Below are 22,518 nucleotides of genomic sequence, written 5' to 3'. Positions count from 1 at the left end.
CGCACGCGCGAGCTCTGATGCCAGTACGACGCGCTATTCTCGACCGAAATCGAATAACCATCTCTTTTGGGAGAACTCTTTGCGAGAAGAGGCCGGGTCCGGAAACGTGAGCCCGCCATTCGATCCGGCGCTGCTCTGGGCCGTCTCGGCCGGGGTCTGGCCGGTCGCCGGCGGCGTGCTGTTCCTGCTCCGGGGGGTCGACCCGCTGGTGGCCGCCGTCTGGGCGGCCGGTGTGGTGGTCTGCGTGCTCCTGGCGATCTCACGGCGGACCGAGCCGGAACTGCTCTCGGCGCTGCGGTGGGGCGCCGTGGTCACCCTGGCCGGGGGCGCGGGCGCGCTCGCCACCGGCGGCGACGTCACGGCGTTCCTGGCGGCGCAGGCGCTGCCGGTCGCCGTGGTGTCCGCCGCGGTGCTGCGGCCGCTGGCCCGCCGCACCGGCTGGGTGCGGCCGCCGCAGGTCAGGGTGCGGCTCACCTGGACCGTCGCGGGGTCGCACGCCGGACTGATCGCGTTCAGCCTGATGCAGGATCTGCGCGGGCTGCCGTTGATCCACGCCGACGTGGCGAGCCTGGTCACGCTGGGGACCATGTTCGAGATCGCCGTCGCCGTCGCCATCTACGTGTTGTGGCACGGACGGCAGTCCGTCACGAACCGCTAGGAGAACCGATGCCCGCCGACGCCCCCCTCAGCCACGGCCAGCTCTTCAGCTGGCGCGAGATCGAGCGTTATCCCGACGACTGGATGCAGGACGCGAACCTCCCCATCGTCTGCGACCTGCGGGGATTGCCGATGGCCCGGGTCGAGAACGCGCTGCGGGTGCTGATGGACCGGCACGAGCCGCTGCGCACGACCTACCACGTCGTCGACGGGCAGCCGGTGCAGCGGGTGCACGAGTCGGCCGAACTGCCGATCGAGCGCATCGACCGGGTGGTCCGCGACTGGGAGGACCCGGAGGACACCAAGGACGAACTCTGCGCCGAGCCGTTCGCGATGGAGGGCGGCCTGTGCTGGCGCGGGCGCATGATCACCACCAACGGCTCGGCCGTGTTCCTGGCGTTGTCGTTCTCCCATCTGATCATGGACGTCTGGTCGATCAACCACCTGACCGACCAGTTCAGCGCCCTGATCGCCGACCCGGGGGCGGTGGCCGAACTCGGGCCCACGCCGAGAGAACTGGCGGTCGAGCAGCGCGGCGAGCGGTGGCGCGACCGGCAGGAGGCGTCGGAACGCTACTGGCGGCGCGCCCTCGGCGACGTCCTGGCCGACCCGCTGCCGACGCTGCCGGCCAAGGTCAAGCGCGACCGGATCGAGGCCACCCTGCACTCCCACCGCCTCGGCGGGCTGGCCGCGCTGGCCGCCAAGCGGCTCGGCGTCACCGCGCCCGCGCTGGTGATGGCGCTGGTCGCGGCCGGGCTGGCCCGGCACACCGACACCGACAGGGTGACGATGAGCCTGATGGCCTCCAACCGGTTCTCGCCGGAGCACCACCATGTGATCGGCACGATGAACCAGCTCATCCCGGTCGTCACGACCGTCGACCCGGGATCGCCGCTGGGCGAGCACGTCAAGCGCCTCCACTGGGCCGGGGCGAAGGCGTACCGCTACTCCTCCTACGATTTCGACCGGATCGCCGCGCTCGCCGCGGAGGTCGCCGCGGAGCGCGGCGTCGAGCTGACGCACGACTGCTGGGTGAACCAGCTGTTCCGCTGCTGGTTCAACTACGTGCAGCTCGACCGCCGGCCGTCCGACGCCACCAGCGACGTTCCGGCCGAGTTGTCGTGGACGCCGCTGGCGCAGCAGTACGGCCAGCCGTTCCGGGTCAGGGTGACGGTCGCCAACGGCCGGACCAGTGTCTTCATGCTCGCCGACCCGACCATCATCTCGGCCGAGAGCATGGCCGGGATGATGCGCACGATCGCGCTCGGCGTCCAGATGGCGGCGACGGCCCCGGAGACCAGCCTCAAGGATCTGTGGGACGTCGACCAGGCGGCCCTGGCGCCGTCGTTGTTCCCCGCGACCGTGCCGCTGCCGTAGCGGAAGGGGCGCCCCGGCGCCCCTTTCTCAGACGAGGATCTCGACCGGCGCCGGGTGGCTGAGGAAGCCCGTGGGGCTCGCGGTCAGGCCGTAGGCGCCGGCCTGGAAGACGACGACCAGGTCGCCGACGTCGACGCGCGGGAGTTCCACCCGGTCGCCGAGCAGGTCGAGCGGGGTGCACAGGCGGCCGACCACGGTGACCGGGGGGTCGACGGGCCGCCCGACGCCGTCGGCGACGGCCATCGGATAGTTGCGCCGGATCACCTGCCCGAGGTTCCCCGAGGCCGCCAGTTGGTGGTGCATGCCGCCGTCGACGACCACGAAGGTCGTGCCCCGCGACTCCTTGCGGTCCACGACCCGGGTGACGTACACGCCGGCCTCGCCGACCAGGTAGCGCCCGAGTTCGACGACGACGCGGGCCTCCGGCAACCGCGGCGTGACGCGCTCGCGCAGCAGCCGGGCCAGGTTGTCGCCGATCGGCGCCAGGTCGAGGGGCTGGTCGCGGCGCGAGTAGGGGATGCCGAACCCGCCGCCGAGGTTGAGGTAGCGGATGGGCGGCGACACCTCGGCGAGCCCGAGGACCAGGTCGACGGTGTGCCGCTGCGCCTCGCAGATGTGGTCGGCGCGCAGGTTCTGGGAGCCCGCGAAGACGTGGAACCCCTGGAAGTCGACGTCGTCGCCCAGCCGGGCGAGCACCTGCGGCACCCGTTCGGCGTCGATGCCGAACTGCTGCGGCCCGCCGCCCAGGCGCATGCCGGAGCCCCGCACGGTGAAGTCGGGATTGACCCGGATCGCGATCCGGGCGGGAATCCCAAGTTCCGCGCCGATCGCGCGCACCCGGGCCAGTTCGGTCTCCGACTCCAGCTCCACCGTCACGCCGGCCGCGACCGCCTGGGTCAGCTCGCCGACGGTCTTGCCCGGCCCGGCGAAACCGATCCGCGCGGGGGGCACCGGCGTGTCGAGCGCGTGCTTCAGCTCCCCGGCCGAGGCCACGTCGAAGCCGTCGACCAGGCCGCTCAGGTGCTGGAGCAGGGCGGGCATCGGGTTGGCCTTGACGGCGTAGTTCAGCTCGACCTCGGCGGGCAAGACCGTGCGCAGGAGGGCGACCCGGCGGGTGACGAGGTCGCGGTCGTAGGCGAAGAACGGCGTGCTCCCGACGCGGGCGGCGAGCGTTCCGGCGGGAACGCCGCCGACGGTCAGCTGCCCGTCGCGGTGGCCTTCCCAGCTCATCGCAGCGCCCGGCGGCGGAGCTCGGCGCGGTCGAACTTGCCGTTGCCCGAGCGGGGCAGCGCGTCGGCGAGGATGAACCGGCGCGGCACCATGTACCGGGGCAGGTCGCGTTCCATCGCCCGGCGCAGTTCGTCGGGGGTGGTGGCGGCGGTGAGCACGGCGTGCAGCGCCACCTGCTCGCCCAGTTCCTCGTCCGGCACGCCGACCGCGACGGCCTCGGCGACCAGGCCGGTGGCGTAGGCCGCCTCCTCCACCTCGGTGGGGCTGAGCCGGTAGCCGGAGGTCTTGATCATCTCGTCGGTGCGCCCCACGAAGTAGATGAAGCCGTCGTCGTCGCGGTAGGCGACGTCGCCCGACCAGACGGCGATCTCGTCGGCGCCGGGCGGGAACGGCCGGAACCGCGCGGCCGTGCGGGCCGGGTCGTTCCAGTAGCCGAGTGACACCAGCGGGCCCCGGTGCACGATCTCCCCCTCCTCGCCGGGGTCGCAGGCCGAACCGTCGGCCCGCACGACGAGGACCTCCGCGCCGGGGATCGCCTTGCCGATCGAGCCGGGCCGGCGGTCGATCTCGGCGGGGTCGAGGTAGGTGGACCGGAAGGCCTCGGTCAGGCCGTACATCAGGAAGGGGGTGGCCTGCAGGAACGTCTCGCGCAACCTGGCCAGGGTGGTGGCGGGCAGGCGGCCGCCGGTGTTCGCGAAGTACCGCAGGCTGCGCGTCGCCTCGGGCGGCCAGTTCTGGGTGGCGAGCTGCGTCCACAACGGCGGCACGCAGGTCAGCGCGGTCACCCCGTGCCGGGCGCAGAGCCGGACGACGTCGCGCGGCAGCAGGTAGTTGACCAGCACCACGTGGGCTCCGGCCAGGAACGCGGTGGTGAGCTGGCTCAACCCGGCGTCGAAGCTCAGCGGCAGCGCCGCGAGCACCACGTCGTCGGAGGTGTGGCCGAGGTAGCCGGCGACGCTCCGCGCCCCCGCGAGCAGGTTGCCGTGGCTCAGCACGACGCCCTTCGGCCGTCCGGTGCTGCCGGAGGTGTAGAGGATGGCCGCGACCGGGGAGGCGTCGCCGCGCCCGGCGGGGCCCGGCGGTCCGGCGTCGAGGTCGTCGAGCATCGCCGTGGGCGCCGAGGCGGTCAGCGTGCGGGCCCGCTCGGGCGTGGTCAGCAGGAGCACCGCGCCGCAGTCGTCGATCACGTAGTCGACCTGCCGCGCCTTGAAGAGCGGGTTGATCGGCACGACGACCCCGCCGGCCGCCGCCACCGCGAAGATCGCCACGACCGTCTCGATCCGCTTCTCCGCGTAGACGGCGACCCGGGCGCCGGGCTCCAGCCCGCGCAGCCCCCCGGCCGCCCGCGCGACCCGGCTCCGCAGCTCGCGGTAGGTGAGCGTCACGTCTTTGTAGGTGAGCGCCGCGTGGTCGTCGGCGCCGGACCGCAGCAGGTCGTCGAGGCGGGTCGGCACGGCTCAGAGTCCGGCCCGCGCCGCGCCGAGCAGCGCCGACAACCGGGTCCACAACGACCCCACCGTGGCGAACGTCTCCTCGTCGAGGATGTCGTCGGGCAGTTCCCAGTCGTATCCGTCTTCCAGATCGACGAGCAACTGCACCACCCCCATCGAATCGAGACCGAGCGCGGTGAGATCGTCGTCGGCGGCCAGATCACCCGGCCCGGCGTAGGGCAGATGCCGGCGAAGAATGGCCTGGAACTCGTGAGGTATTTCCATCACGGGTCTCCTCGAAATCCCTGCGCTGAATTACCTCGTCCAGGTTCATCGAATTCCGCGACGGCTGTCAACGAGGTGCTCTGGCAGCTTTTCACCCCAGACAACATGACAGCGGCGGCGCCGGACGGGGGCTTGCTTCTCATTTAGCCTGAGTACGCTGAACCGTTCAAACCGCAGGAAGCGGGCTGCCGATGAAGACGAATCTCGGCTGGGGCCAGCATTACATCTGGCTCCGCTACCACGAACTGCCGCCGCACGCTCGGCACAATACACATATCATTCTCAATCTGGACATTCCAGCGGGCCTGACGGTCCAGAACTGCCGGGCGGTTCTCAATCAGACGGTGCGCCGGCACGAGACGCTGCGCACCACCTACCACTTCGACCTCGACGGCGACCCCTACCGGGTCGTACGCCCGCCCGGCCCGTGCCCCCTCGTCGTCCTGTCGGCGGAGAAGGACGGCACCGCCATGCCCGCCGAGGTCGTGGAACGGCTCGGCACGGCCGAGTTCGACCTCGCCGGGGAGTGGCCGATCCGGGTCGTCGTCATCACCGAGGGCGGCGAGCCCCGGCGGGCGGTGGTGGTGCTGAACCACCTCGCGGTCGACATGTGGACGGTCACGGAGCTCAAGCGCGAGATGTGGGCGAGCTGCGCGGGCGTGGTCGCCCGGCGGCCCACCGCGATCGAACCGGTCCGGCACCGCCCCTCCGACCTCGCCCGGCACGAGGCGTCCCTCGACCCGGCGCCGGCGCTGGCGTACTGGGAGAAGGAGATCGAGGGCATGCCGGCCGACGGGTTCGCCGCCCGCCGCCGGCCCGGACCGCCCGCGGAGACGCTGCGGGCGTCGCTGGTCTCCCCCGCCCTGCTGGGCGCCGCGCAGCGCATCGCCGCCCGCCACCGGGTGTGGCCGTCGCAGGTGCACCTGGCGGCCTACACGGCGCTGATGGCCGCCTACACCGGCGGCCCGTCGTTCGACCATCTGACGTTCACCGGCAACCGCGAGGAAGGGCCGTACTCACAGGTCCTGACCTGCATGTTCTCGCCGCTTCTGATGCGCGTCGACGTGCGCGACGACCCGCCGTTCGCCGAGCTGCTCGCCCGCGTCGCCGACCGGTTCGAGCAGGCGCGCGAGCACGCCTACGTGCCCTACGACGCGGTGGTCGAGCTGCTGGCCGGGAAGGGCGCCCGGCTCGCGTCGGAGTTCAACTTCATCAAGCAGCCCACCCTGGAGTCGCGCGCGCGGCGCAGCCGCATCACCTGGCAGCCGGCGGCCGACACCCACGGCACCGACACCTACGTCCGGGTCGACCAGTGGCTCGACTCCGTCGTGGTCGCGATGAACGCCGCCTCCTCGGTCATGGACGCCGACGCCGTCGAGCGGTTCCTGCGCGCCCTGGAGACCACGATCCTCACCTACGACGCGACGCCGGACGGCCTGCGGATCAGCGACGTCGCGGCCCTGGCCGGCTTCGCCCCGGCGCCGCCGCCCGGCCGGGCGCCCGGCGTGGGGGCCGTCCCGGACCCTGAGGCGGTGGCGGCCCTGGCGGCCGCCGTCGGCCGGGCGAACGGCCTGGCCGGCGTCGACCCGGCCCGGAACTACGCCGAGGCCGGGGGCAGGGTCCTGCGGATCCCGCGGGTGCTCGCCCTGCTCCACGACCTCGGGTGGTCGGGAGTCACCCTCCACCAGCTCACCGGCGGCACACCGCTGAGCACCCTGGCGGGACAATCACTACACCCCGGAGTTCGATCATGAGTGAACTGTTCACGGAATCCATAAGCAAGTTCGACCAGCTCGTCGGCTCGGAGCAGGAGCTGCGCACCGCCATCGACCGCGAGCTCGCCGCCGCCAAGCTCGACGAGCTCGTCATCATGGGCGGCCACTTCATGCTGTTCGAGGAGGAGGGCACCGGCCGGCTCGTGCCCGGCGTCATGGAGGAGCAGACCTCCGCCACGATGCGCGACCGGATCGCCGGCCGGGTCGGCGTCTTCCCGGCCTACACCTGGCAGCTCTCGGTCGACCTGATCACCTCGTACGCGAAGGTCGTCACCGACGCCAAACTGCTGCTGCTCGTCAACGACTGGCAGTACGTCCCCACCGGCGGCCGCCCCGCGAGCGAGTTGCGCGCCGAGTTCCTCGACGGCTTCACCGGCCTGCCCGAGAGCTACGAGCGCATCCTGCGCGAGGCGGGCCTGGACGCCGGGAGCGTGCTGCCCAGCCGCAAGCACCCGCTGGCGTTCCCGGAGACGTGGCTCAAGTACCGCTTCCAGAAGGCGGCCGACAAGTTCGTCAAGCAGGGCAAGCTCGAGAAGCGGGTGCTGGAGTCCGGCGCCAAGGACACCGAGGTCTCGTTCCTGGACGAATCGGGCAACTACCGCACGCTGATCAGCTGCGGCGTCACCGGCTGCGCCGGCGAGATCACCGAGATGATCTCGGAGGTCCACCAGGCCGGCTACCGGACCATCGTGATCTTCGCCCCGGGCGAGTGCATGTCCCCGGTGCGGACGGGGGTCGAGATCGCGCTCAGCCTCTACGGCCTGGGCGGCATGACCGTCGTGATCGCCGACCCCGGCGGCAGCGGCGAGATGTCCACCGACGAGATCTACTCGAAGCTGGTGACGGTCAGCACCTTCCGGAGCTGAGGGGCGGAACGATGGACGTCATTTACCTGGACAACTGCGCCACCACCCGGGTGGACGAGGAAGTGCTCGACGCGATGCTGCCGTATCTGCGCGAGGAGTTCGGCAACCCGTCCTCCCCTCACCTGCTGGGCAAGCGTGCCCGCAGGGCGGTGGACGGGTCGGCCGACTCGGTCGCGCGGCTCCTCGGCGGCGACCCGTCGGGCGTCGTGTTCACCTCCGGCGCGACCGAGAGCAACAACATCGCGCTGCTCGGCGTGTTCCGCCACGACGACCGCGCCCCGGTCAACGCGGTGTTCTGCCCCACCGACCACAAGTCGTCGTTGTCGGTCGCCCGCGCGCTGCGCGGGCGCGGCGTCGACGTCCGGACCATGGCGATCCGGGGCGACGGCGTGGTCGACCTGACCCGGTTCGCCGGCCAGGTCGACTTCGACACCCGGCTGGCCACGGTCGCCTGGGTGAACAGCGAGATCGGCACCGTCCAGCCGGTCCGCGAGATGGCCGCGATCTGCCACGAGGGCGGCGCCCTGCTGCATGTGGACGCCGCCCCCGCCGCGGGCCGGATCCCGATCGACGTGACCGGCACGGCCGTCGACACCCTGGCCATGTCCGCCCACAAGATCGGCGGCCCGAAGGGCATCGGCGTCCTGTACGTCCGCCCGGAGATCCGCCGCAGGCTCCGCCCCATCACCTACGGCGGCGGCCAGTACGACCTGCGCAGCGGCACCATCCCCACCCACCTGGCGGTCGGCCTCGGCAAGGCCTGCGAGCTGGCCGCCGCCCGCATGGAGGAGGACACGAAGCGGGTCGCGCTGCTGCGCGCGACCGCCCTGGAACTGCTCGCCCGCCGGATCCCCGGCCTGCGCCTCAACGGCCGTCCCGAGGCCGGCGTCCCGCACGTGCTGAACGTGGTGCTGCCGGGGGTGCGCGGCGAGAGCCTGGTCGCCAGCCTGCCGTCGGTGGCGCTGTCGACCGGGTCGGCGTGCAACTCCGACTCCCAGGAACCCTCACCCGTGCTCACCGCCATCGGGGTGGGCGCGGAGGACGCCAACAGCTCCATCAGGATGTGCCTGAGCCCCCGCATGACGGTGGAGGAGCTGGTCAGAGGGCTGAACCTGGTCTGCGACCGGGCGCTGGCCCTGGCCGGCGTCGTGGTGGCGACGCGATGAGAACACGGGTCCGCCGCCGGCGCGGCGGACCCCCCTCAGGCGCCGCTGGCCAGGAACGTGCGGGCCGCCTGCACCCCCGCCTGGAACCTGCTGGTGGCCTCCAGGTCACGCATCAGGGTGGCGATGTGCCGGCGGCAGCTGCGCACCGACATGCCGAGCTTGCGGGCCACCACCTCGTCGGTGTAGCCCTTCGCCATCAGCCCGGCGATGGCCTGCCGCAGGTCGTCGGCGACGTTGGCGTAGCCCGACTCGGGGCCCTCCAGCGGCGTCGCGGTGTCCCACAGGTGGTCGAACAGGTCGAGCAGGAACCCGACGATGCCGTCGTTGTGCACCCGCGCCACGTTGGTCTCGCCGTCCGACAGGCCGAACAGCACGACCAGCTCCCGGTCGAAGACCACCGCGGAGCGCGGCACGTGGCTGACCGTGCCGATGGCCGCGCCCGCGTCGATGAGCTGCTTGAGCTTCATGCGGGTGGTCAGGTCGGCCCGGTTGCGGTGCCGGCAGACGATCCGCACCGTGACGCCGCGCGAGAGCAGTGGCAGGTAGGCCCGCGCCAGCTCCTCGGCGTCGTCCTCGCCCGATTGCAGGACCAGCACCTCGGTGCGGCAGGCGTCGCCGGCCATCTTGAGGAAACCCCGCACCTCCAGCGACCCGGCGAGGTACTCGATCGGCGAGGGCGCCGGGCCGACGAAGTCGCGGATCTGGTCGATCAGCTCCCGCCGCTGGTAGATCTCCCGCTCGACCGAGGAGACCAGGGCGTTGGCCGCGACCTGCGGGTCGACCGGGATGAACCGGCGGGCGGCGCCGTCGACGGCGCGTAACAGGCGGCTCTCGACGAGCTGGTTCACCGCCTCGTTCAGCTCGCGCATGCCGATGCCGAGCTCACCGGCCGCCACGTCGAGGGCGTCGATGGCGCCTTTGCTGGTCGCGTATCGGTAGACGCCGGCGATGTCGGCGGGCCACTTGGCAGTCGAATTCATCATGGTGCTGCCTCCTCAGAGGGTTCTCGTTCGTCGGCTGAACAGGACAAGGGACAGGCTCAGCAGAACGGCGGCCATGAGGCCCAGGACCGCGACCTCGAGCAGCACGTCGGCGAGTCCGGTCCCGGGCCGGGAAAGAGTCAGAAGCGCGTCCATCCCCCAGGCGTGCGGGAACAGATGGCCGATGGTGTCGAGCGTCGGGCCGGCCGCCTCGGCGGGCCACAGGCAGCCGCCGAGCATGCCGAGCACGATGCCGAGCGGCGGCCCGATCGCCGACGGCTGCGCCGACGAGCGCACCAGGCTGCCCATCAGGATCGCGGCGCCGGTGGCGACCAGGGCGAAGACGCCCACGACGGCGGCGACGCCGAGCGGCTCGCCCCAGGAGACGCCGAACAGCAGCGAGCTCACCACCATGATCAGCACCGCCTGGGCGGCGGCCACGATGAAGCGGCTGAGGGCCTCGCCGAACAGCACGGCCCCGCGCCGCACCGGCGCGGTGAAGGCCCGGGGCAGCATGCCGATGCGGCGGCTCTCGACGAGCGCGGCGGCGACGGCCATGGAGTTGATGAACGTGAACAGCAGCAGGTTGGCGGGCGCGGTGTACGCGAACCCCCGAGGGGTGCCTGAGGCGGTGTCGGAGTTGACCACCTCGACGTCGGCCGAGGCGGCCTGCGCCTGGCGCACCAGTTCGGCGGCCCGCGCCGGGGTCGCGCCGGCCGAGGTGGCGGCGCGGGTGGCCTCGATGACGCCGGCGACCCGGCCGACGGAGGCGTCCACGGCGCTGCGGGCGGCCATGCCGCTGCCGTTGGACTGCGTCATGACCAGCTCCAGCCGGGTCGAGCCCGGCGGGATGACGACCCCGGCGGCCAGCGCCCCTCCCCGGACGCCGGCCCGCAGTTCCTCCTCGTCACCGACCGCGGTGATCTCCAGGTCGGGGTGCGCGCGCAGCTCCGCCAGGACGGCGGCGGCGACCGGATCGGCGTCCTGGGCCACCACGCCGACCGGCAACCGCGAGGCGGCGGCGCCGCCGCCCAGCGCCATGCCGACGAAGATGATGCTGACGAACGGCATCACCACGATGAAGAACAGGCCGACGCGGTCGCGGGAGTGGCGGCGCAGGTTGGCGGCGACGAGCGCGAACACGGGGTGGGGTCTCATCCGAGCAGTCCCTTCCTGAAGCCGGTCGCGGCGAGCCCGAAGGCGGCGACGGCGATCGCGAGCAGGACGCCGATCGGCAGGGCCACCGAGGCCAGTCCCGCGCCCGATCCGGCCAGGCCGGTGAGCCCGGTGGTGGTCCAGGCGTTCGGGGTGAACAGGGCGATCGTCTGGAGCACGTCGGGCAGCGTGTAGAGCGGGACCAGGCTGCCGCCGAAGAACGCGGCCACGAACGAGATCACCATGATCACCCCGTCGGCCTGGGCGTCGGTCCTGGCCCGGCTGGCGACCAGCATGGTGATCGCCGTGGCGGCCAGCACGTGCGCGAGCAGCAGGGTGAACACGGCCACCGGGTCGCCCCAGGTGGAGCCGAAGATCAGCACCGAGGAGCCCCAGGTGACGCAGACGCTGACCATCGCGAGGGCGAAGCCGACGACGGCCTTGCCCGCGATCGGGACCCAGCCGTGGATCGGTCCGGCCCGCATCCGGTCGAGGGTGCCCTGTTTGCGTTCGATCAGCAGGCTGCGGAAGGACGCGCCGACCACGAAGAAGGCGAACAGCGCGGCCATGCCAGCGCCGTAGTAGACCGACAGGTCGACCCTGCCGCCGGCCATCGGGTCATTCTCCAGGGTCAGCGCCGGTCCGGCCGCGCCGTTGCGCTCCACGAACTCCTTGACCTCGGCGGCCGGCACGCCCGCCTCCAGGGAGGCGCGGACCGCGAGCGTGCGGGCCCGCACCAGGCTGGAGATCCGGTCCACCACGGCGTTCGCGACCACCCCGGCGAGCGGCGTGTCGGCCGAGGTCAGCACGCCGACCCGGCCGCCCTCGCCCGCCCCGACGCTGTCGCTGAACCCGGCGGGGAAGATGATCGCGGCCCCGATGTCGCCCGCGTCGAGGGCACGCTGGGCCTGCTCGCGGCCGGGCAGGTCGCGCAGCGTCAGCACGCCGGACAGCTCAGTGGACGCCAGGACCTCGCGGCGGACGCCGGCCGGGAACTCGCCGCCGTCCTGGTCGACGATGCCGACGGTGGCCCGCAGCGGCGGGTCGTCGCCGCCGAGGGCGACCCCGAACAGGGTGGCCATGGCCACCGGCACGATGATGGCGATGATCAGGGCGGTCCGGTCCCGCACCCGGGTCCGGAGCTCCAGGGCGCTCACCGTGAGAAGCGATCGCAACATGTCAGTCCCTGAGCGTGCTGCCGGTGAGGTGCAGAAAGGTGGCCTCGAGGTCGGGTTCGACGACCTCGACGGCGGTGACGGCGGCGATGCCGTCGACCGTGGAGATGACCGAGGGCAGCAGGTACCGGCCGCCTTCGGCGATCAGCCGGACCGACGCGGCCGAGGTGCGGACCGCCTCGGTGACGCCGCCCAGGCCGCGGAGCTTGGCGAGCGCGGTCTCGACGTCGCCGTCGAGGGTGAGCTCGATCCGGTCGGCCCCGCCGACCAGTTCGACGAGCTCGTGGCGGGTGCCCTCGGCGACGATGGAGCCGTGGTCGATGATGGCGACCCGGCTGCAGATGCGCTCGACCTCCTCCATGTAGTGGGAGGTGTAGATCAGCGCCATGCCGTCGGCCACCAGGCGCTCGAGGCCGTCGAGGATGGACTTGCGGCTCTGCGGGTCGACGCCGACCGTGGGCTCGTCCAGGATCAGCAGTTCGGGGCGGTGCAGCAGGGCGGCGCCGATGTTGATGCGCCGCTTCATGCCGCCCGAGTAGGTGTCGAGCTTGGCGTCGGCGCGGTCGGCGAGGCCGACCAGGTCGAGCACCTCCTCCACCCGCGCGCGCACCTCCCGGCGCGGCAGGCCGAACAGGCGGCAGAAGAAGCGCAGGTTCTCCCGGCCGGTCAGGTCGGGGTAGAGGGCGATCTCCTGCGGGACGTAGCCGATCTTCGCCTTGGCCGCCATCGGGTCGGCCGCGAGGTCCGCACCGCCGACCACGACCGTGCCGGTGTCGGGCTTGAGCAGGCCGACCAGCATGGAGATCGTGGTGGTCTTGCCGGCGCCGTTCGGGCCGAGCAGCCCGTACGCCTCCCCCGGCGCGACGGTGAACCCGACGTCGCGCACCGCGACCACGCCGCCGTAGGTCTTGCTCAAGTTTTCGCACGTCAGCGTGCTGGTCATGACCGCCACCCCGCCACTTCGCCGGGCTCCCCCTTGGCGGCCACGTTGGCCGCGAAGGTCTGGAGCGCGAGGTCGACGCCGAGCTGGTAGTCCAGCGGCGTGTTGCCGGTGACCCTGTTCCACAGGACGTGGTTGGCGACCGCGTCGTCGCCGCCCCAGCCCTTCGAGGAGCCCATCACGAACGCCGCGCCCATCACCGACGCGCCGCTGGGGTGGTTGTCGTGGACGTCGTTGTCGACCACGCACACCCGTTCGGTGCCGATCAGCGCGATGCCCACCCCGGAGATCGGCGGGCCGGCCGCGCCGAGCGCGCCGGGGTCGTCGCCGCCGGAGGCCAGGCCGTTGCCGTGGACGACGTTGCCGGCGACCAGGCAGTCGCGCACCCCGCCGTCGGGCTCCCCCTCGTACGTCTGGTTGAGCAGCATCAGCCCGATCGCGTTGCCGTGGCTGAGGTTGCGCAGCACCCGCACCCCGCTGGAGTTGTCGACGAACACGCCGAACGCGTTGGCGAAGGTCTCGTTGCCCTCGACGAGCGCCTCGCCCCGGCCGCAGAAGCTGACCGCGACGCCGCCGTACTGGCTGCCGGAGGCGCGGCACCGGAGCACCTCGCAGCCGGTGGTCTCGCGCACGTAGACGCCCCAGACGGCGTTGCCCGCGGCGGTCACGTCGCGGACGGACAGGCCGGTGACCGAGTGGGCGTAGACGCCCGCGCCGGAGAAGCCGCGCACCGTCAGCCCGTCGAGGGTGACGTCGCGGACGCCGTGCGCGACGACGCCGGAGACGACGTCCTCGCCCGCGTCATGCAGTTTCGGCACGTCGGGGCGGAGACCCGGCCCGGGGACCAGCACGGCCCCCTCGCCGCGCAGGGTCACCCCGTCGTGCCTGATCCAGACGTTGCCCGGGTGCTCACCGGCGGCGAGCAGGATCGTCGCGCCGGGGCCCGCCTCGTCCAGGGCCTCCTGGACCGACCCGCCGGGCCGGACGGTTCTGGTCATGGACATCGGGTGTCCTTCCTGTCGACGTAGACGACGGCGAGGGAGACGAGCAGCCCCGCGCCGCTCCCCCAGCGGGCCGCGCCCGCCACCGGGCCGTCGAGGCGGAGCCGGGCCGCCTCCCGGCAGGCGCCGCGCAGGACGTACGCCGCGCCCTCGGTCAGGGCCAGGCCGGTGGCGGCGGTGAGCTCGGCGGCCGCCTCGTCGAGCAGACCGGCGGCCCAGGGCGGCGGCGGCTGCGCCGCGGCCTCGAAGTCGTGCCAGCTGAAGCCGGGCGGGCGGCCCCCGACGGCCTTGATGAAGCTCTCCTTGACCGGGAACGTCGCGGTGCCCGGGCCCCGGTCGCGTTCGGCGACGGTGGTGAGGTGGCGGGCGAAGGTCGCGCCGCCGCGCTCGGCGGCCCGGGTCAGCCGGTCGGCCGAGACGATGTCCACCCCGACCAGGACGGCGGGGGTCATGCCGGCACCCGGCCGTGCCGGTCCAGGAACGACTCCAGGATCGTGGTGTACTCGGCGGCCCGTTCGATCATCGGGATGTGGCCGCTGTCCTCCACGACGACGACCTCGGCCTCCGGGTATTCGGCGAGCAGCTCCAGCCAGGGGCCGACCGGCGTCATCCGGTCGTGCCGGCCCCACACGAACGCCGACGGGCAGCGCACCTTGTCGAGCGCGGGCCTGACCTGGTAGCGGCGGGTGGCCTTGATGCTGCGGGCCATGCTGACCATCGCCTCGGGCTCCAGCAGCATGGTGCCGACGCCGTCCATCTGCTCCTGGGTGAAGTACCGCTCCTCGCCGTGGAAGAGCGCGGCCATCATCCGCTCGCCGAACTCCGCGCCGACCGGGCGCACGCTGGCCCGCCGGTCGAAGCTGAGGCCGACGTCGGGGTCGGGGGTGAGGCCGGGGGCGCCGCTGACCACGATGCCGCGCACCCGGTCGGGGTGGCGTCCGGCGAGGTCGATCGCGACGAGCCCGCCGAGCGAGTTGGCGCACACGACCACGTCGTGCGCGCCGGCCTCGTCGCAGGCCGCCAGGAGCGCGTCGCCGAGCCGTTCGATCGACCCGGCCACCCGCCGGTCGAGGGCGCAGATGGCCTCATGGGTACGCAGCACCGGCGCCCCCGCCGCCGCCAGGCGCCGGTAGGGGTGCTCCCAGATCCAGCCGCCGGCGAACAGGGCGGACATGAACACCACGGCCGGCCGGTCGCCGTCCCCCGGCGCGTGCTCGAAGGTGAAGTCGCTCATCGTTGCTCCCGTCACAGTGTTGGGACGTCGCCGGGGGTCCACCCGCAGCCGCAGGCCGCGCCGTCGCCGGGCCGGACCACGGCGCCGCAGTCGGCGCAGCGGGCGTACTCGCGGATGACCTCGGGGATCAGGACGCCGGTCATCGCGCGGGCGCAGAGCCCGGCCTTGAAGAACCTGCGCACCGCCCGCTGGTGCGGGCGGGCGTGGACCGCGCGGACCGACTCGGGCCGGTCGAAGGCGGCCAGGGTGTACTTGCGGTCGCCGACGTCGAACGTGGCGACGCCGAGGAAGCCCTTGGACGCGCGCAGCCCCTTGACGATCTCCACGCTGAGCAGGTCGACCTCGGCGGCCTCGGCCGCGTCGCGGACCTCCAGCCAGGTCAGGGTGAACGCGCCGGGCCGGTCGGTGCGGCCGCTCGCCGTCCGCGAGCTCACCCCGAACTCGCGGCCCTCGTCGGCGGCCGGCACGAAGGCGGCCCGGTAGCCGAGCGCCTCGGCGACGGCCAGCCGGTCGAACGAGCGGCTGGCCTTCCCGTCGGCGGTGACGAGGTCGGACCCGGCGATCGTGACGACGCCGCCGACGCCGGGCATGCCCAGATAGGAGTCGCGGTGGCCGGCCTCGATCGTCCACCAGACCGTCACGGCGTCGGCGTCCCCGGTCACCCGCTCGACCTGGAGGCGCGGGTTCCTGAACCGCTCCAGGAACGCCGCCGCGTGCGCGGCCAGCGCATCGCCCTCCAGCCACCCGCCGGTGTCGGGGTCCCGGAACGCGGTGACGGCGGCGGCCACCGCGGCGGGGTCGGCGTCCCGCCACCCGTCCAGATGCGCTTCGGCGATCTTCCTGGCGTCCATCACACGTCCCCTTCCGGTACGTCTTCCGGGAGCCCCGCCGACGCCACGGCCATCGCCAGGGCCCGGCCGGAGGTGTGGCTGAGCGAGAGCCGGATGCGCTGGTCGATCCGGGCGGCGAGGTCGGGGCCGAGCCGGACGAAGGGGGGATGGCCGTCGTTGCAGGCGGCGGTGCGGGCGCAGGCCGGGGTGGGCCGGGGCAGGACCTCGACCTGGGCCAGGTGCTCGGCCGTCGGCGGGACGTCGAGCAGGCGCAGGACGGCGCGCTTGGCGGCCAGCCGGCCGGCCCAGTGCTGGAGGGAGCGGCCCGCGCCGGAGCGCAGCCGTTCGGCGGGGGTGTAGACGTCCTCGATCCGCATGCCGTCCAGCAGGTCCTGCGGCCGGGTGAGCCCGGCGAAGGCGACCATGGCGCTGCCCCACCGGCTCATGCCGCGAACTCCCTGGCCAGCCGGCGCAGCGTGCCGGGGTCGGCCATGCTCAGGCAGCGCGCGCCGGCCCGGCGGGACAGCCCGGCCAGCACCTTGCTGTCGCCCACCTCGACGGCGGGCCCGAGCGCGTCCACGACCGTGACGGTGTCCGTCCAGCGGACCCGGCCGGTGAGCTGCGCGATCAGCGCGTCCCTGAGCGCGTCGAGGTCCTCGGTGGGCCGGCCGGTGACGTTGGGGACGACCGGCACCCGGGGCGCCGACATCGGCGCGGCCCGGACGGCCTCCGCCCACCCCGGCACGGCGGCGGCCATCAGCGGCGAGTGGAAGGCGTTGCCCACCGCAAGCGACACGATCTTCGTGGCGTCGGCGGCCAGGCCGGTCAGCCGGTCGAGCGCCGCCGCCGAACCGGAGACGACCACGTGTCCGGGCGCGTTCTCCAGGCCGACCACGAGCGGCTCGCCGGGAGCGGCGGCCAGCGCGGCCAGCTCCTCGACCCGCTCGACCGGCAGGCCCATCACCGCGCGCATCCCGCCCGTCTCGCCGACCTGCGACATCAGCCGCGACCTGGTCTCCACCAGGCGGACCGTGTCGGCCAGCCCGAGCACCCCGGCGGCGTGCAGCGCGGTCAGCTCGCCGACGCTGTGCCCGGCGACCACGCCCGGCTCGTAGCCCTCTTCCCGCAGCACGGCCAGCGCCGCCAGGTTGCACGCGGTCACCGCGATCTGCGCGTGCTCGGTGGCGACCAGCCGGTCGAGCGGGCCGCGTACGCACAGCGGCGAGATCGGCCGGGCCAGCAGGTCGTCGACCTCGTCGAGCACGGCGCGGGCGACCGGCCGGCGGCGCAACCAGGCGCCCATGCCGACCCGGACGGTGCCCTGACCGGGGAACAGGTAGCCGAGCATCAGAGCCGCCGGCGCGGGCGTCGTTCGGCCTGGGCCGAGTCCTCCGTGCCGAGGAAGCCCAGCAGCAGCTTGCTGACCACGTCGGGGGCGTCGAGCGGGATCCAGTGCCCGGCCTCCTCGACCCGCTCGTACCGCCACGGGCCCTTCACGAACTTGGCCGAGCCGAGCATGCCCTCTTCACGCAGGGCTTGATCGCCGGCCCCCCAGACGCCCAGGGTCGGGGCCAGGACCGGCGGGAACGGCCGGGCCGGCCGCAGCTCCGCCTCGGGCGAGCGGTTGGCGCGGTACCAGTTGAGGCCGGCGGTCAGCGCGCCCGGCCGGGCCATGTCACGCAGGTAGCGGTCGTGGTCGCCGTCCTTGCCCATGATCTCCTTGAACAGCCGCCAGCCGTTGCGGCGCAGCAGCTCCTCGCTGATCCCGGGGAACTGGTAGAGCAGCATGTACCAGGAGGCCATGCGCTGCTCGATCGACGGCCGGGCGAACACGCCCGGGTGGCCGACCGACAACACGGCCAGGTGGTCGATCCGGCGGGGCATCAGGAACGCGTACATCCAGGCGATGGCCGCGCCCCAGTCGTGGCCGACCACGTGCGGGCGGCGGACGCCGAGCTTCGTGGTGAGCGCGACGACGTCGTTGACGATCGTCTGCATGCCGTACGCCTCGACCTCCTGCGGCTTGGAGGAGTCGCCGAAGCCGCGCAGGTCGGGCGCGATCACCCGGAAGCCGCCCTCGGCGAGCGCCGGGATCTGGTGCCGCCACAGGTAGGAGGAGTCGGGGTAGCCGTGCAGCAGGACGACGGGGTCGCCCTCGCCCTCGTCCACGTAGGCGATGTCGACGTCGTTGACGCGCAGCACTTTCTTCTCAGTCATGCCGTCTCCCTGAACAACCGTTCCGCGAAGAACTCGCTGAAGCCGAATTCGGGCACATCCTCGGGGGCCACCATGTTCAGCAGGCCCGTGACCTGGGCGGCGAAGTTCTTCGCCATCAACCGGCGGGCCCGGCGACGGCGTTCGACCGCCTCCTCGCCGAACTCCACGTGCAGGCGGCTGACGATGTCGGCGCCGAACGCGAGCCGGTCGAGCCGGAACTCGCGCTCCCGCACGTACGGGTCGAAGGCCGCCGGCGACCAGTCGCCGGAATCGAGCAGGATGTCGCAGACGGTCCGGGAGTCGCGCATCGCGCAGGAGAGCCCGGTGCCGAGCACGGTGTCGGCGTTGCCGGCCTCGTCGCCGATGAGCACGACCCCCTCGGCCAGCGGCGGCCCCTCGGGCACGCTCGACACCGACGGCCACACCGACAGCGGCCCGGCCGGGACCGCCTCGGTGACGGCCTTGCCCCGGTCGGGCAGGCAGTCGAGCTCGAACGCGGCCAGGAACCGTTCGACCCCGCCCTCGCCCCGGTAGCGCAGCTTGTTCTCGGCGGGGAAGTTCAGGTAGAGGCGGGCCCGGCCGTACCCCTGCGGGAAGACCATGAACATCACGTCGCCCTCGGTGCCCATGGCCTGCACGTCGGCCGGCCAGGAGTCCAGGCCCTCGACCATCATTCCGCCGCCCCAGTGGTGCATGGAGTTGCGCATGGTGACGCCGATCTGCCGCCCGACGGTGCAGCCCCGGCCGGTCGCGCCGAGCACCATCCTCGGGCGGATCTCGTGCTCGCCCTCGGGGGTCCGGTAGGTGACGACGGGTTCGCGTCCGGCGGTGACGTGGATGCGGGAGGCGTCCATCACCAATCGCGCGCCCGAGCCCACGGCCTGGGCGGCCATCAGCTCGCACACCGCGTGGTGCGGGAACGACATCGGGCCGCCGATGCCGGGGATGAACCCGGTCATGTCGACGGCTTCGACCTCGTCGTCGTCGACCGCCTCGTCCCAGGTCATCCACTCGCGGATCTCCCAGGCCCCGCCCGCGCCGAAGCAGTCGTAGACGCCGAGCCGCTGCGCCTCCCGGATGCCCCAGGGCGCCAGCCACTCGCCGCGGACCAGGTCGTGGTACTCCCGCTGCTTCTCCAGGAGCACGACCTCCAGGCCGCCGGCGGACAATCTGCAGGCCGCCGACGCGCCCGCGATGCCGCCTCCGACGATCACGACATCGGTCATGCCTCCCACCTCTCCCAGTACGTTCGTTCCTTCGCGCCGACCCGGTCCGCCGGGCGGAAGTCGGTGCCCACCGTGTAGGCGACCGGGATCATGCAGACCTGCGTCACCCCGGTCGGGATGCCGAGCAGCTCGCCGACCTGCCGCTCGTGCGGGATGTGCATGCAGGTGATCGTGCTGCCGAGGCCGCGGCTGCGCAGCGCCAGCTGGAACGACCAGATGGCGGGGAAGATCGAGCCGTAGAAGATGCTGGCCCGCATCGGGCCGAGCCGGACGTGGTGGCCCGGGTCCTCCGGCGGCTTGGTCGCCATGCGCTCCCGCCAGGCGGCGTCGATCGCCTCCATGTCCGGGGGGCGGCCGAGCACGCACGGGATGACCAGGATCGGCACCCGCGCGATCGTCTCGTCGAGCGCGACCACCGACTCGTTGTTGCGGCGGGCCTGCGCGGTGTTCCGCCGCCGCCCCGCGTTGGTCCACACGTCGTTGCGGTGGAACAACCACGACGCCCGGGTCATCTCGGCGATCTTCTCTTTGACGTCCGGGTCGCTGATCACCAGCCAGCGCCAGTTCTGGTGGTTGTTCGCGGTGGGCGCCTGGACGGCGATCTCCAGGGCCTCCTCGACGACCTCCCTGGGCACCGGCCGGTCGAGGTCCAGGCGGCGGCGCACCGACCGGGTCGTGGTCAGCAGCCGATCGGTCTCGGTCACGTCGAAGAGGGTCATACCGCCCCCAGCACGACCGCGCCGCGCACCGAGCCGGGCGCGGCGCTGAGCACCAGCGCCCGCCGGGCCGGCTCCGGCAGCTCCGGTTCGGTCAGGTAGTCGGCCGGCCCGCCCTCCACCGGGGTGGCCAGCCCGGTCAGGGCGGGCGCGACCCCGTCCCTGATGGCGAGCGCGGCCAGGGCGATGTTCAGGGCGCCGGTCGCGGCCTGGCAGTCGCCGGTGAGCCCGGCCGACGCGGTCAGCGGCACGCCCGGCAGCGCGGCCAGCACCGAGGCGGCCTCCTCGGCGTCGTCGCCGCCACCGGTCGCCGCCCCGACCACCAGGTCGAACGGCTCGGTGAGCCCGGCGAGACCGGTGAGCCCGTCGAAGGGCCCGCCGACGTGGCTGAGGCCCAGCACCTTCGCGTACGGGGTGCCGCCCCGCGCCGCGCAGTGGTCGGCCGCCTCCACCACGAACGCGACCGCCGCCGAACCAGGCACCCGTGCCGAGTCCCGGTCGTACGGCGACACGACCGCGTCCTGCGGCACGATGCCGACGTGCTCGTCGGCGGCCACGACCAGGACCACCTCGGCCTTGCCCGCCCGGATCATCTCCTGCGCGCAGTCGAGCGCGATCGACGCCGACGCCCCGCCGTTGCAGATCGTCGTGGTCGGCCCGCGGAACCCGAGGGTCTGGCAGACCGCGCCGCCGGTGGCGTTCAGCACCACGTTGGAGAAGCTGAGCACGGCCGGCTTGTTCGGGTTGGCCGCGATGCTGTCGTCGAAGCCGCCGGTGCTCTCGGCCGACCCGGCGCCGGTGGCGAACACCAGCCCGACGTCGTCGAGCTCCTTCCTGGGCAGCTTCAGCCCGGCGTCCTCCCAGCTCAGCCGGGCGGCCGCGATGGCCATGCGCGACAGGTTGTTCATGTGCCGCCACAGCGAGCGGGGCGCGAACGTCCGGCCCTCCAGCGAGGGCCGCTCGCCCAGCGCGGGGCGTCCGGCCAGGATCGCCTCGGTGGTCTCGGCGACGCCGGCACCGAGGCCGCTGACCGGCCCGAGCCCGGTGATGACGACCTCGCGGGGAGCCGGTTCGGCGTGCTCCCGGCCGGAGCCGGGCGTGGTCAGCACCAGCGAGACGTTGTTCCCGCCGAACGCGTAGTTGTTGGAGACGACCGTGTCGGTCGACAGTTCGCGGGCGGCGTTCGGCACGAAGTCGAGGTCGCCCGGCTCGGCGCCGGCGTCGAAGCCGATCGTGGGCGGCGCGAGGCCGTCGCGCAGGGCGAGCACGGCGGCGACCGCCTCGACCGCGCCGGCCGCGCCCAGGGTGTGGCCGACGAACGACTTGATGCTGCTGGTCGGCACCTGCCCGGCGCGCGGCCCGAAGACCACGCGCATGACCTTGGCCTCCATCGCGTCGTTGGCCGGGGTGCCGGTGCCGTGCCCGCTGACGTAGCCGACGTCGCCGGTGGTCAGGCCGGCGTCGGCGAGCGCCCGCCGCATGGCCGACACCCCGCCCCGGCCGGTGGGGTCGGGGGCGGTGGCGTGGTAGGCGTCGGCCGACAGGCCGTAGCCGGCGACCTCGGCCAGCGGGACCGCGCCCCGGGCCAGCGCCAGGTCGAGCGGCTCCAGCAGCAGGAACGCCGCCCCTTCGCCGAGGTTCAATCCGTCGGAGTGGCTGTAGGGCCGACACGGGCCGGTGCTCAGGGCCTTGAGCCCGGCGAAGCCCGCGTACGTGCCGAACAGCAGGGGGTCGACGCCGCCCGCCAGGACGGCGTCGGCCTCCCCGGAGAGGATCTTGTCCTTGGCCAGCCCGACCGCGTTGCCGCCGGCCGCGCAGGCGGTGGACACCAGGATGCGAGGGCCGCGCATGCCCAGCCGGTCGGCGATCACGTCCTGGGTGTGGTGCATGGGCTGGTAGTGGCCGGCCGCGTCCGGGGTGGCCTGGCACTTGCCGAGGATCATCCCGAACCGGGCGGGGTCGACGCCGGTCAGCCCCGCCTGGGCGATCGCCTGGCGGGCGGCGATCAGGGCGAGGGCGGCGGTGCGGTCGAGGGCGGTGTCGGGCTCGGGCAGTTGCCCGGTGACCCACTCGTCCGGGACCTGTCCGGCGTACCGGGCCTCGAAAACTTCGAAGGCCGGGTCCCGGATGGGGGTGAGGCCGCCCTGTCCGGTGGTGAGCCGTCGCCAGAACTCTTCGGGGTCCCGGCCGATGGCACAGATGACTCCCAAGCCGGTGACGACGACGGGCCGCAGCGCCATTCTGGATCTCCTTACCTG

At 73.1% G+C, this 22,518-nt stretch carries 22 protein-coding genes; 5 read left to right on the top strand and 17 right to left on the bottom strand.

The window, feature by feature from the left end; all coding sequences use genetic code 11:
- Nucleotides 1–106: 106 nt before the first annotated feature.
- Nucleotides 107–658: a hypothetical protein gene (locus AW274_RS16675; protein WP_062432664.1), complete on the top strand. Its 552-nt coding sequence runs from the start codon at nt 107–109 to the stop codon at nt 656–658.
- An 8-nt stretch (nt 659–666) separates the two neighbouring features.
- On the top strand, nt 667–2,034 hold the full coding sequence (locus AW274_RS16670) for a condensation domain-containing protein (RefSeq protein WP_062432662.1): 1,368 nt from the start codon (nt 667–669) through the stop codon (nt 2,032–2,034).
- Nucleotides 2,035–2,061: 27 nt separating this feature from the next.
- On the opposite strand, the gene AW274_RS16665 is transcribed toward AW274_RS16670, so the two are convergent.
- The 3 genes from AW274_RS16665 to AW274_RS16655 are packed head-to-tail and all read right to left on the bottom strand — an operon-like array spanning nt 2,062 to nt 4,979.
- Entirely contained in the window at nt 2,062–3,264 is a 1,203-nt protein-coding gene (locus AW274_RS16665; protein WP_062432660.1) for a pyridoxal-dependent decarboxylase, exosortase A system-associated, read from the bottom strand.
- On the bottom strand, nt 3,261–4,718 hold the full coding sequence (locus tag AW274_RS16660; RefSeq protein WP_062432658.1) for an AMP-binding protein: 1,458 nt from the start codon (nt 4,716–4,718) through the stop codon (nt 3,261–3,263). Before AW274_RS16660 ends, AW274_RS16665 begins: the two co-directional genes overlap by 4 nt.
- 3 nt (nt 4,719–4,721) lie before the next feature.
- Nucleotides 4,722–4,979: a phosphopantetheine-binding protein gene (locus tag AW274_RS16655; protein ID WP_062432655.1), complete on the bottom strand. Its 258-nt coding sequence runs from the start codon at nt 4,977–4,979 to the stop codon at nt 4,722–4,724.
- 191 nt (nt 4,980–5,170) lie between these two features.
- Between AW274_RS16655 and AW274_RS16650 the strand changes: the two genes are divergently transcribed.
- Genes AW274_RS16650 through AW274_RS16640 form a run of 3 tightly spaced genes read left to right on the top strand, consistent with a single transcriptional unit; the run spans nt 5,171 to nt 8,786 of the window.
- Nucleotides 5,171–6,733 (top strand): condensation domain-containing protein, encoded by a 1,563-nt coding sequence (locus tag AW274_RS16650; RefSeq protein WP_083974369.1) that lies wholly within the window; start codon nt 5,171–5,173, stop codon nt 6,731–6,733.
- Complete coding sequence (locus tag AW274_RS16645) at nt 6,730–7,620, top strand: hypothetical protein (protein WP_062432651.1); 891 nt, start codon at nt 6,730–6,732, stop codon at nt 7,618–7,620. The genes AW274_RS16650 and AW274_RS16645 overlap by 4 nt, the downstream gene beginning before the upstream one ends.
- Before the next feature lie 11 nt (nt 7,621–7,631).
- Nucleotides 7,632–8,786, top strand: a complete 1,155-nt coding sequence (locus AW274_RS16640; RefSeq protein WP_062432649.1) for a cysteine desulfurase family protein — start codon at nt 7,632–7,634, stop codon at nt 8,784–8,786.
- A 35-nt stretch (nt 8,787–8,821) separates the two neighbouring features.
- Here AW274_RS16640 and AW274_RS16635 read toward each other — a convergent pair whose 3' ends face one another.
- The 14 genes from AW274_RS16635 to AW274_RS16570 are packed head-to-tail and all read right to left on the bottom strand — an operon-like array spanning nt 8,822 to nt 22,500.
- The gene (locus tag AW274_RS16635; protein WP_062432647.1) at nt 8,822–9,769 is read right to left on the bottom strand and encodes a hypothetical protein; all 948 of its coding nucleotides are present in this window, start codon (nt 9,767–9,769) and stop codon (nt 8,822–8,824) included.
- A 12-nt stretch (nt 9,770–9,781) separates the two neighbouring features.
- Entirely contained in the window at nt 9,782–10,924 is a 1,143-nt protein-coding gene (locus AW274_RS16630) for an ABC transporter permease (RefSeq protein ID WP_062432645.1), read from the bottom strand.
- A complete protein-coding gene (locus tag AW274_RS16625; RefSeq protein ID WP_062432643.1) occupies nt 10,921–12,099 on the bottom strand; it encodes an ABC transporter permease in 1,179 nt (392 codons plus the stop codon). The genes AW274_RS16630 and AW274_RS16625 overlap by 4 nt, the downstream gene beginning before the upstream one ends.
- 1 nt (nt 12,100) lies before the next feature.
- Nucleotides 12,101–13,012: an ABC transporter ATP-binding protein gene (locus AW274_RS16620; protein WP_232320151.1), complete on the bottom strand. Its 912-nt coding sequence runs from the start codon at nt 13,010–13,012 to the stop codon at nt 12,101–12,103.
- A gap of 23 nt (nt 13,013–13,035) precedes the next feature.
- Entirely contained in the window at nt 13,036–14,034 is a 999-nt protein-coding gene (locus AW274_RS16615) for a right-handed parallel beta-helix repeat-containing protein (RefSeq protein ID WP_232320150.1), read from the bottom strand.
- On the bottom strand, nt 14,031–14,489 hold the full coding sequence (locus AW274_RS16610; RefSeq protein ID WP_062432638.1) for a holo-ACP synthase: 459 nt from the start codon (nt 14,487–14,489) through the stop codon (nt 14,031–14,033). The genes AW274_RS16615 and AW274_RS16610 overlap by 4 nt, the downstream gene beginning before the upstream one ends.
- The gene (locus AW274_RS16605; RefSeq protein ID WP_062432636.1) at nt 14,486–15,271 is read right to left on the bottom strand and encodes an alpha/beta fold hydrolase; all 786 of its coding nucleotides are present in this window, start codon (nt 15,269–15,271) and stop codon (nt 14,486–14,488) included. The genes AW274_RS16610 and AW274_RS16605 overlap by 4 nt, the downstream gene beginning before the upstream one ends.
- Before the next feature lie 11 nt (nt 15,272–15,282).
- On the bottom strand, nt 15,283–16,122 hold the full coding sequence (locus tag AW274_RS16600) for a hypothetical protein (protein ID WP_062432633.1): 840 nt from the start codon (nt 16,120–16,122) through the stop codon (nt 15,283–15,285).
- A complete protein-coding gene (locus AW274_RS16595) occupies nt 16,122–16,547 on the bottom strand; it encodes a holo-ACP synthase (protein WP_062432631.1) in 426 nt (141 codons plus the stop codon). Before AW274_RS16595 ends, AW274_RS16600 begins: the two co-directional genes overlap by 1 nt.
- Nucleotides 16,544–17,449 (bottom strand): ACP S-malonyltransferase, encoded by a 906-nt coding sequence (locus AW274_RS16590; RefSeq protein ID WP_062432628.1) that lies wholly within the window; start codon nt 17,447–17,449, stop codon nt 16,544–16,546. The genes AW274_RS16595 and AW274_RS16590 overlap by 4 nt, the downstream gene beginning before the upstream one ends.
- Nucleotides 17,449–18,318, bottom strand: coding sequence for an alpha/beta fold hydrolase (locus AW274_RS16585; protein WP_062432625.1), 870 nt, complete (start codon nt 18,316–18,318; stop codon nt 17,449–17,451). Before AW274_RS16585 ends, AW274_RS16590 begins: the two co-directional genes overlap by 1 nt.
- Nucleotides 18,315–19,544, bottom strand: coding sequence for an NAD(P)/FAD-dependent oxidoreductase (locus AW274_RS16580; RefSeq protein ID WP_062432622.1), 1,230 nt, complete (start codon nt 19,542–19,544; stop codon nt 18,315–18,317). The genes AW274_RS16585 and AW274_RS16580 overlap by 4 nt, the downstream gene beginning before the upstream one ends.
- The gene (locus AW274_RS16575) at nt 19,541–20,248 is read right to left on the bottom strand and encodes a nitroreductase family protein (protein ID WP_232320149.1); all 708 of its coding nucleotides are present in this window, start codon (nt 20,246–20,248) and stop codon (nt 19,541–19,543) included. The genes AW274_RS16580 and AW274_RS16575 overlap by 4 nt, the downstream gene beginning before the upstream one ends.
- Before the next feature lie 11 nt (nt 20,249–20,259).
- A complete protein-coding gene (locus AW274_RS16570) occupies nt 20,260–22,500 on the bottom strand; it encodes a beta-ketoacyl-[acyl-carrier-protein] synthase family protein (RefSeq protein WP_062432618.1) in 2,241 nt (746 codons plus the stop codon).
- Nucleotides 22,501–22,518 lie beyond the last annotated feature (18 nt).

It is taken from the genome of Herbidospora daliensis (genome assembly GCF_001570585.1).
GTDB classification, from domain to species: domain Bacteria; phylum Actinomycetota; class Actinomycetes; order Streptosporangiales; family Streptosporangiaceae; genus Herbidospora; species Herbidospora daliensis.
The sequence above is the reverse complement of the archived record's forward strand: the minus strand, read 5'-3'. Positions and strand labels throughout refer to the sequence as shown.

Excerpts from the sequence above, each read along its gene's own strand:
- AW274_RS16670 (WP_062432662.1), top strand. The coding sequence starts at position 667 with ATGCCCGCCGACGCCCCCCTCAGCCACGGCCAGCTCTTCAGCTGGCGC.
- AW274_RS16665 (WP_062432660.1), bottom strand. The coding sequence starts at position 3,264 with ATGAGCTGGGAAGGCCACCGCGACGGGCAGCTGACCGTCGGCGGCGTT.
- AW274_RS16655 (WP_062432655.1), bottom strand. The coding sequence starts at position 4,979 with ATGGAAATACCTCACGAGTTCCAGGCCATTCTTCGCCGGCATCTGCCC.
- AW274_RS16650 (WP_083974369.1), top strand. The coding sequence starts at position 5,171 with ATGAAGACGAATCTCGGCTGGGGCCAGCATTACATCTGGCTCCGCTAC.
- AW274_RS16645 (WP_062432651.1), top strand. The coding sequence starts at position 6,730 with ATGAGTGAACTGTTCACGGAATCCATAAGCAAGTTCGACCAGCTCGTC.
- AW274_RS16640 (WP_062432649.1), top strand. The coding sequence starts at position 7,632 with ATGGACGTCATTTACCTGGACAACTGCGCCACCACCCGGGTGGACGAG.
- AW274_RS16635 (WP_062432647.1), bottom strand. The coding sequence starts at position 9,769 with ATGATGAATTCGACTGCCAAGTGGCCCGCCGACATCGCCGGCGTCTAC.
- AW274_RS16630 (WP_062432645.1), bottom strand. The coding sequence starts at position 10,924 with ATGAGACCCCACCCCGTGTTCGCGCTCGTCGCCGCCAACCTGCGCCGC.
- AW274_RS16625 (WP_062432643.1), bottom strand. The coding sequence starts at position 12,099 with ATGTTGCGATCGCTTCTCACGGTGAGCGCCCTGGAGCTCCGGACCCGG.
- AW274_RS16615 (WP_232320150.1), bottom strand. The coding sequence starts at position 14,034 with ATGACCAGAACCGTCCGGCCCGGCGGGTCGGTCCAGGAGGCCCTGGAC.
- AW274_RS16610 (WP_062432638.1), bottom strand. The coding sequence starts at position 14,489 with ATGACCCCCGCCGTCCTGGTCGGGGTGGACATCGTCTCGGCCGACCGG.
- AW274_RS16605 (WP_062432636.1), bottom strand. The coding sequence starts at position 15,271 with ATGAGCGACTTCACCTTCGAGCACGCGCCGGGGGACGGCGACCGGCCG.
- AW274_RS16600 (WP_062432633.1), bottom strand. The coding sequence starts at position 16,122 with ATGGACGCCAGGAAGATCGCCGAAGCGCATCTGGACGGGTGGCGGGAC.
- AW274_RS16595 (WP_062432631.1), bottom strand. The coding sequence starts at position 16,547 with ATGAGCCGGTGGGGCAGCGCCATGGTCGCCTTCGCCGGGCTCACCCGG.
- AW274_RS16590 (WP_062432628.1), bottom strand. The coding sequence starts at position 17,449 with ATGCTCGGCTACCTGTTCCCCGGTCAGGGCACCGTCCGGGTCGGCATG.
- AW274_RS16585 (WP_062432625.1), bottom strand. The coding sequence starts at position 18,318 with ATGACTGAGAAGAAAGTGCTGCGCGTCAACGACGTCGACATCGCCTAC.
- AW274_RS16580 (WP_062432622.1), bottom strand. The coding sequence starts at position 19,544 with ATGACCGATGTCGTGATCGTCGGAGGCGGCATCGCGGGCGCGTCGGCG.
- AW274_RS16570 (WP_062432618.1), bottom strand. The coding sequence starts at position 22,500 with ATGGCGCTGCGGCCCGTCGTCGTCACCGGCTTGGGAGTCATCTGTGCC.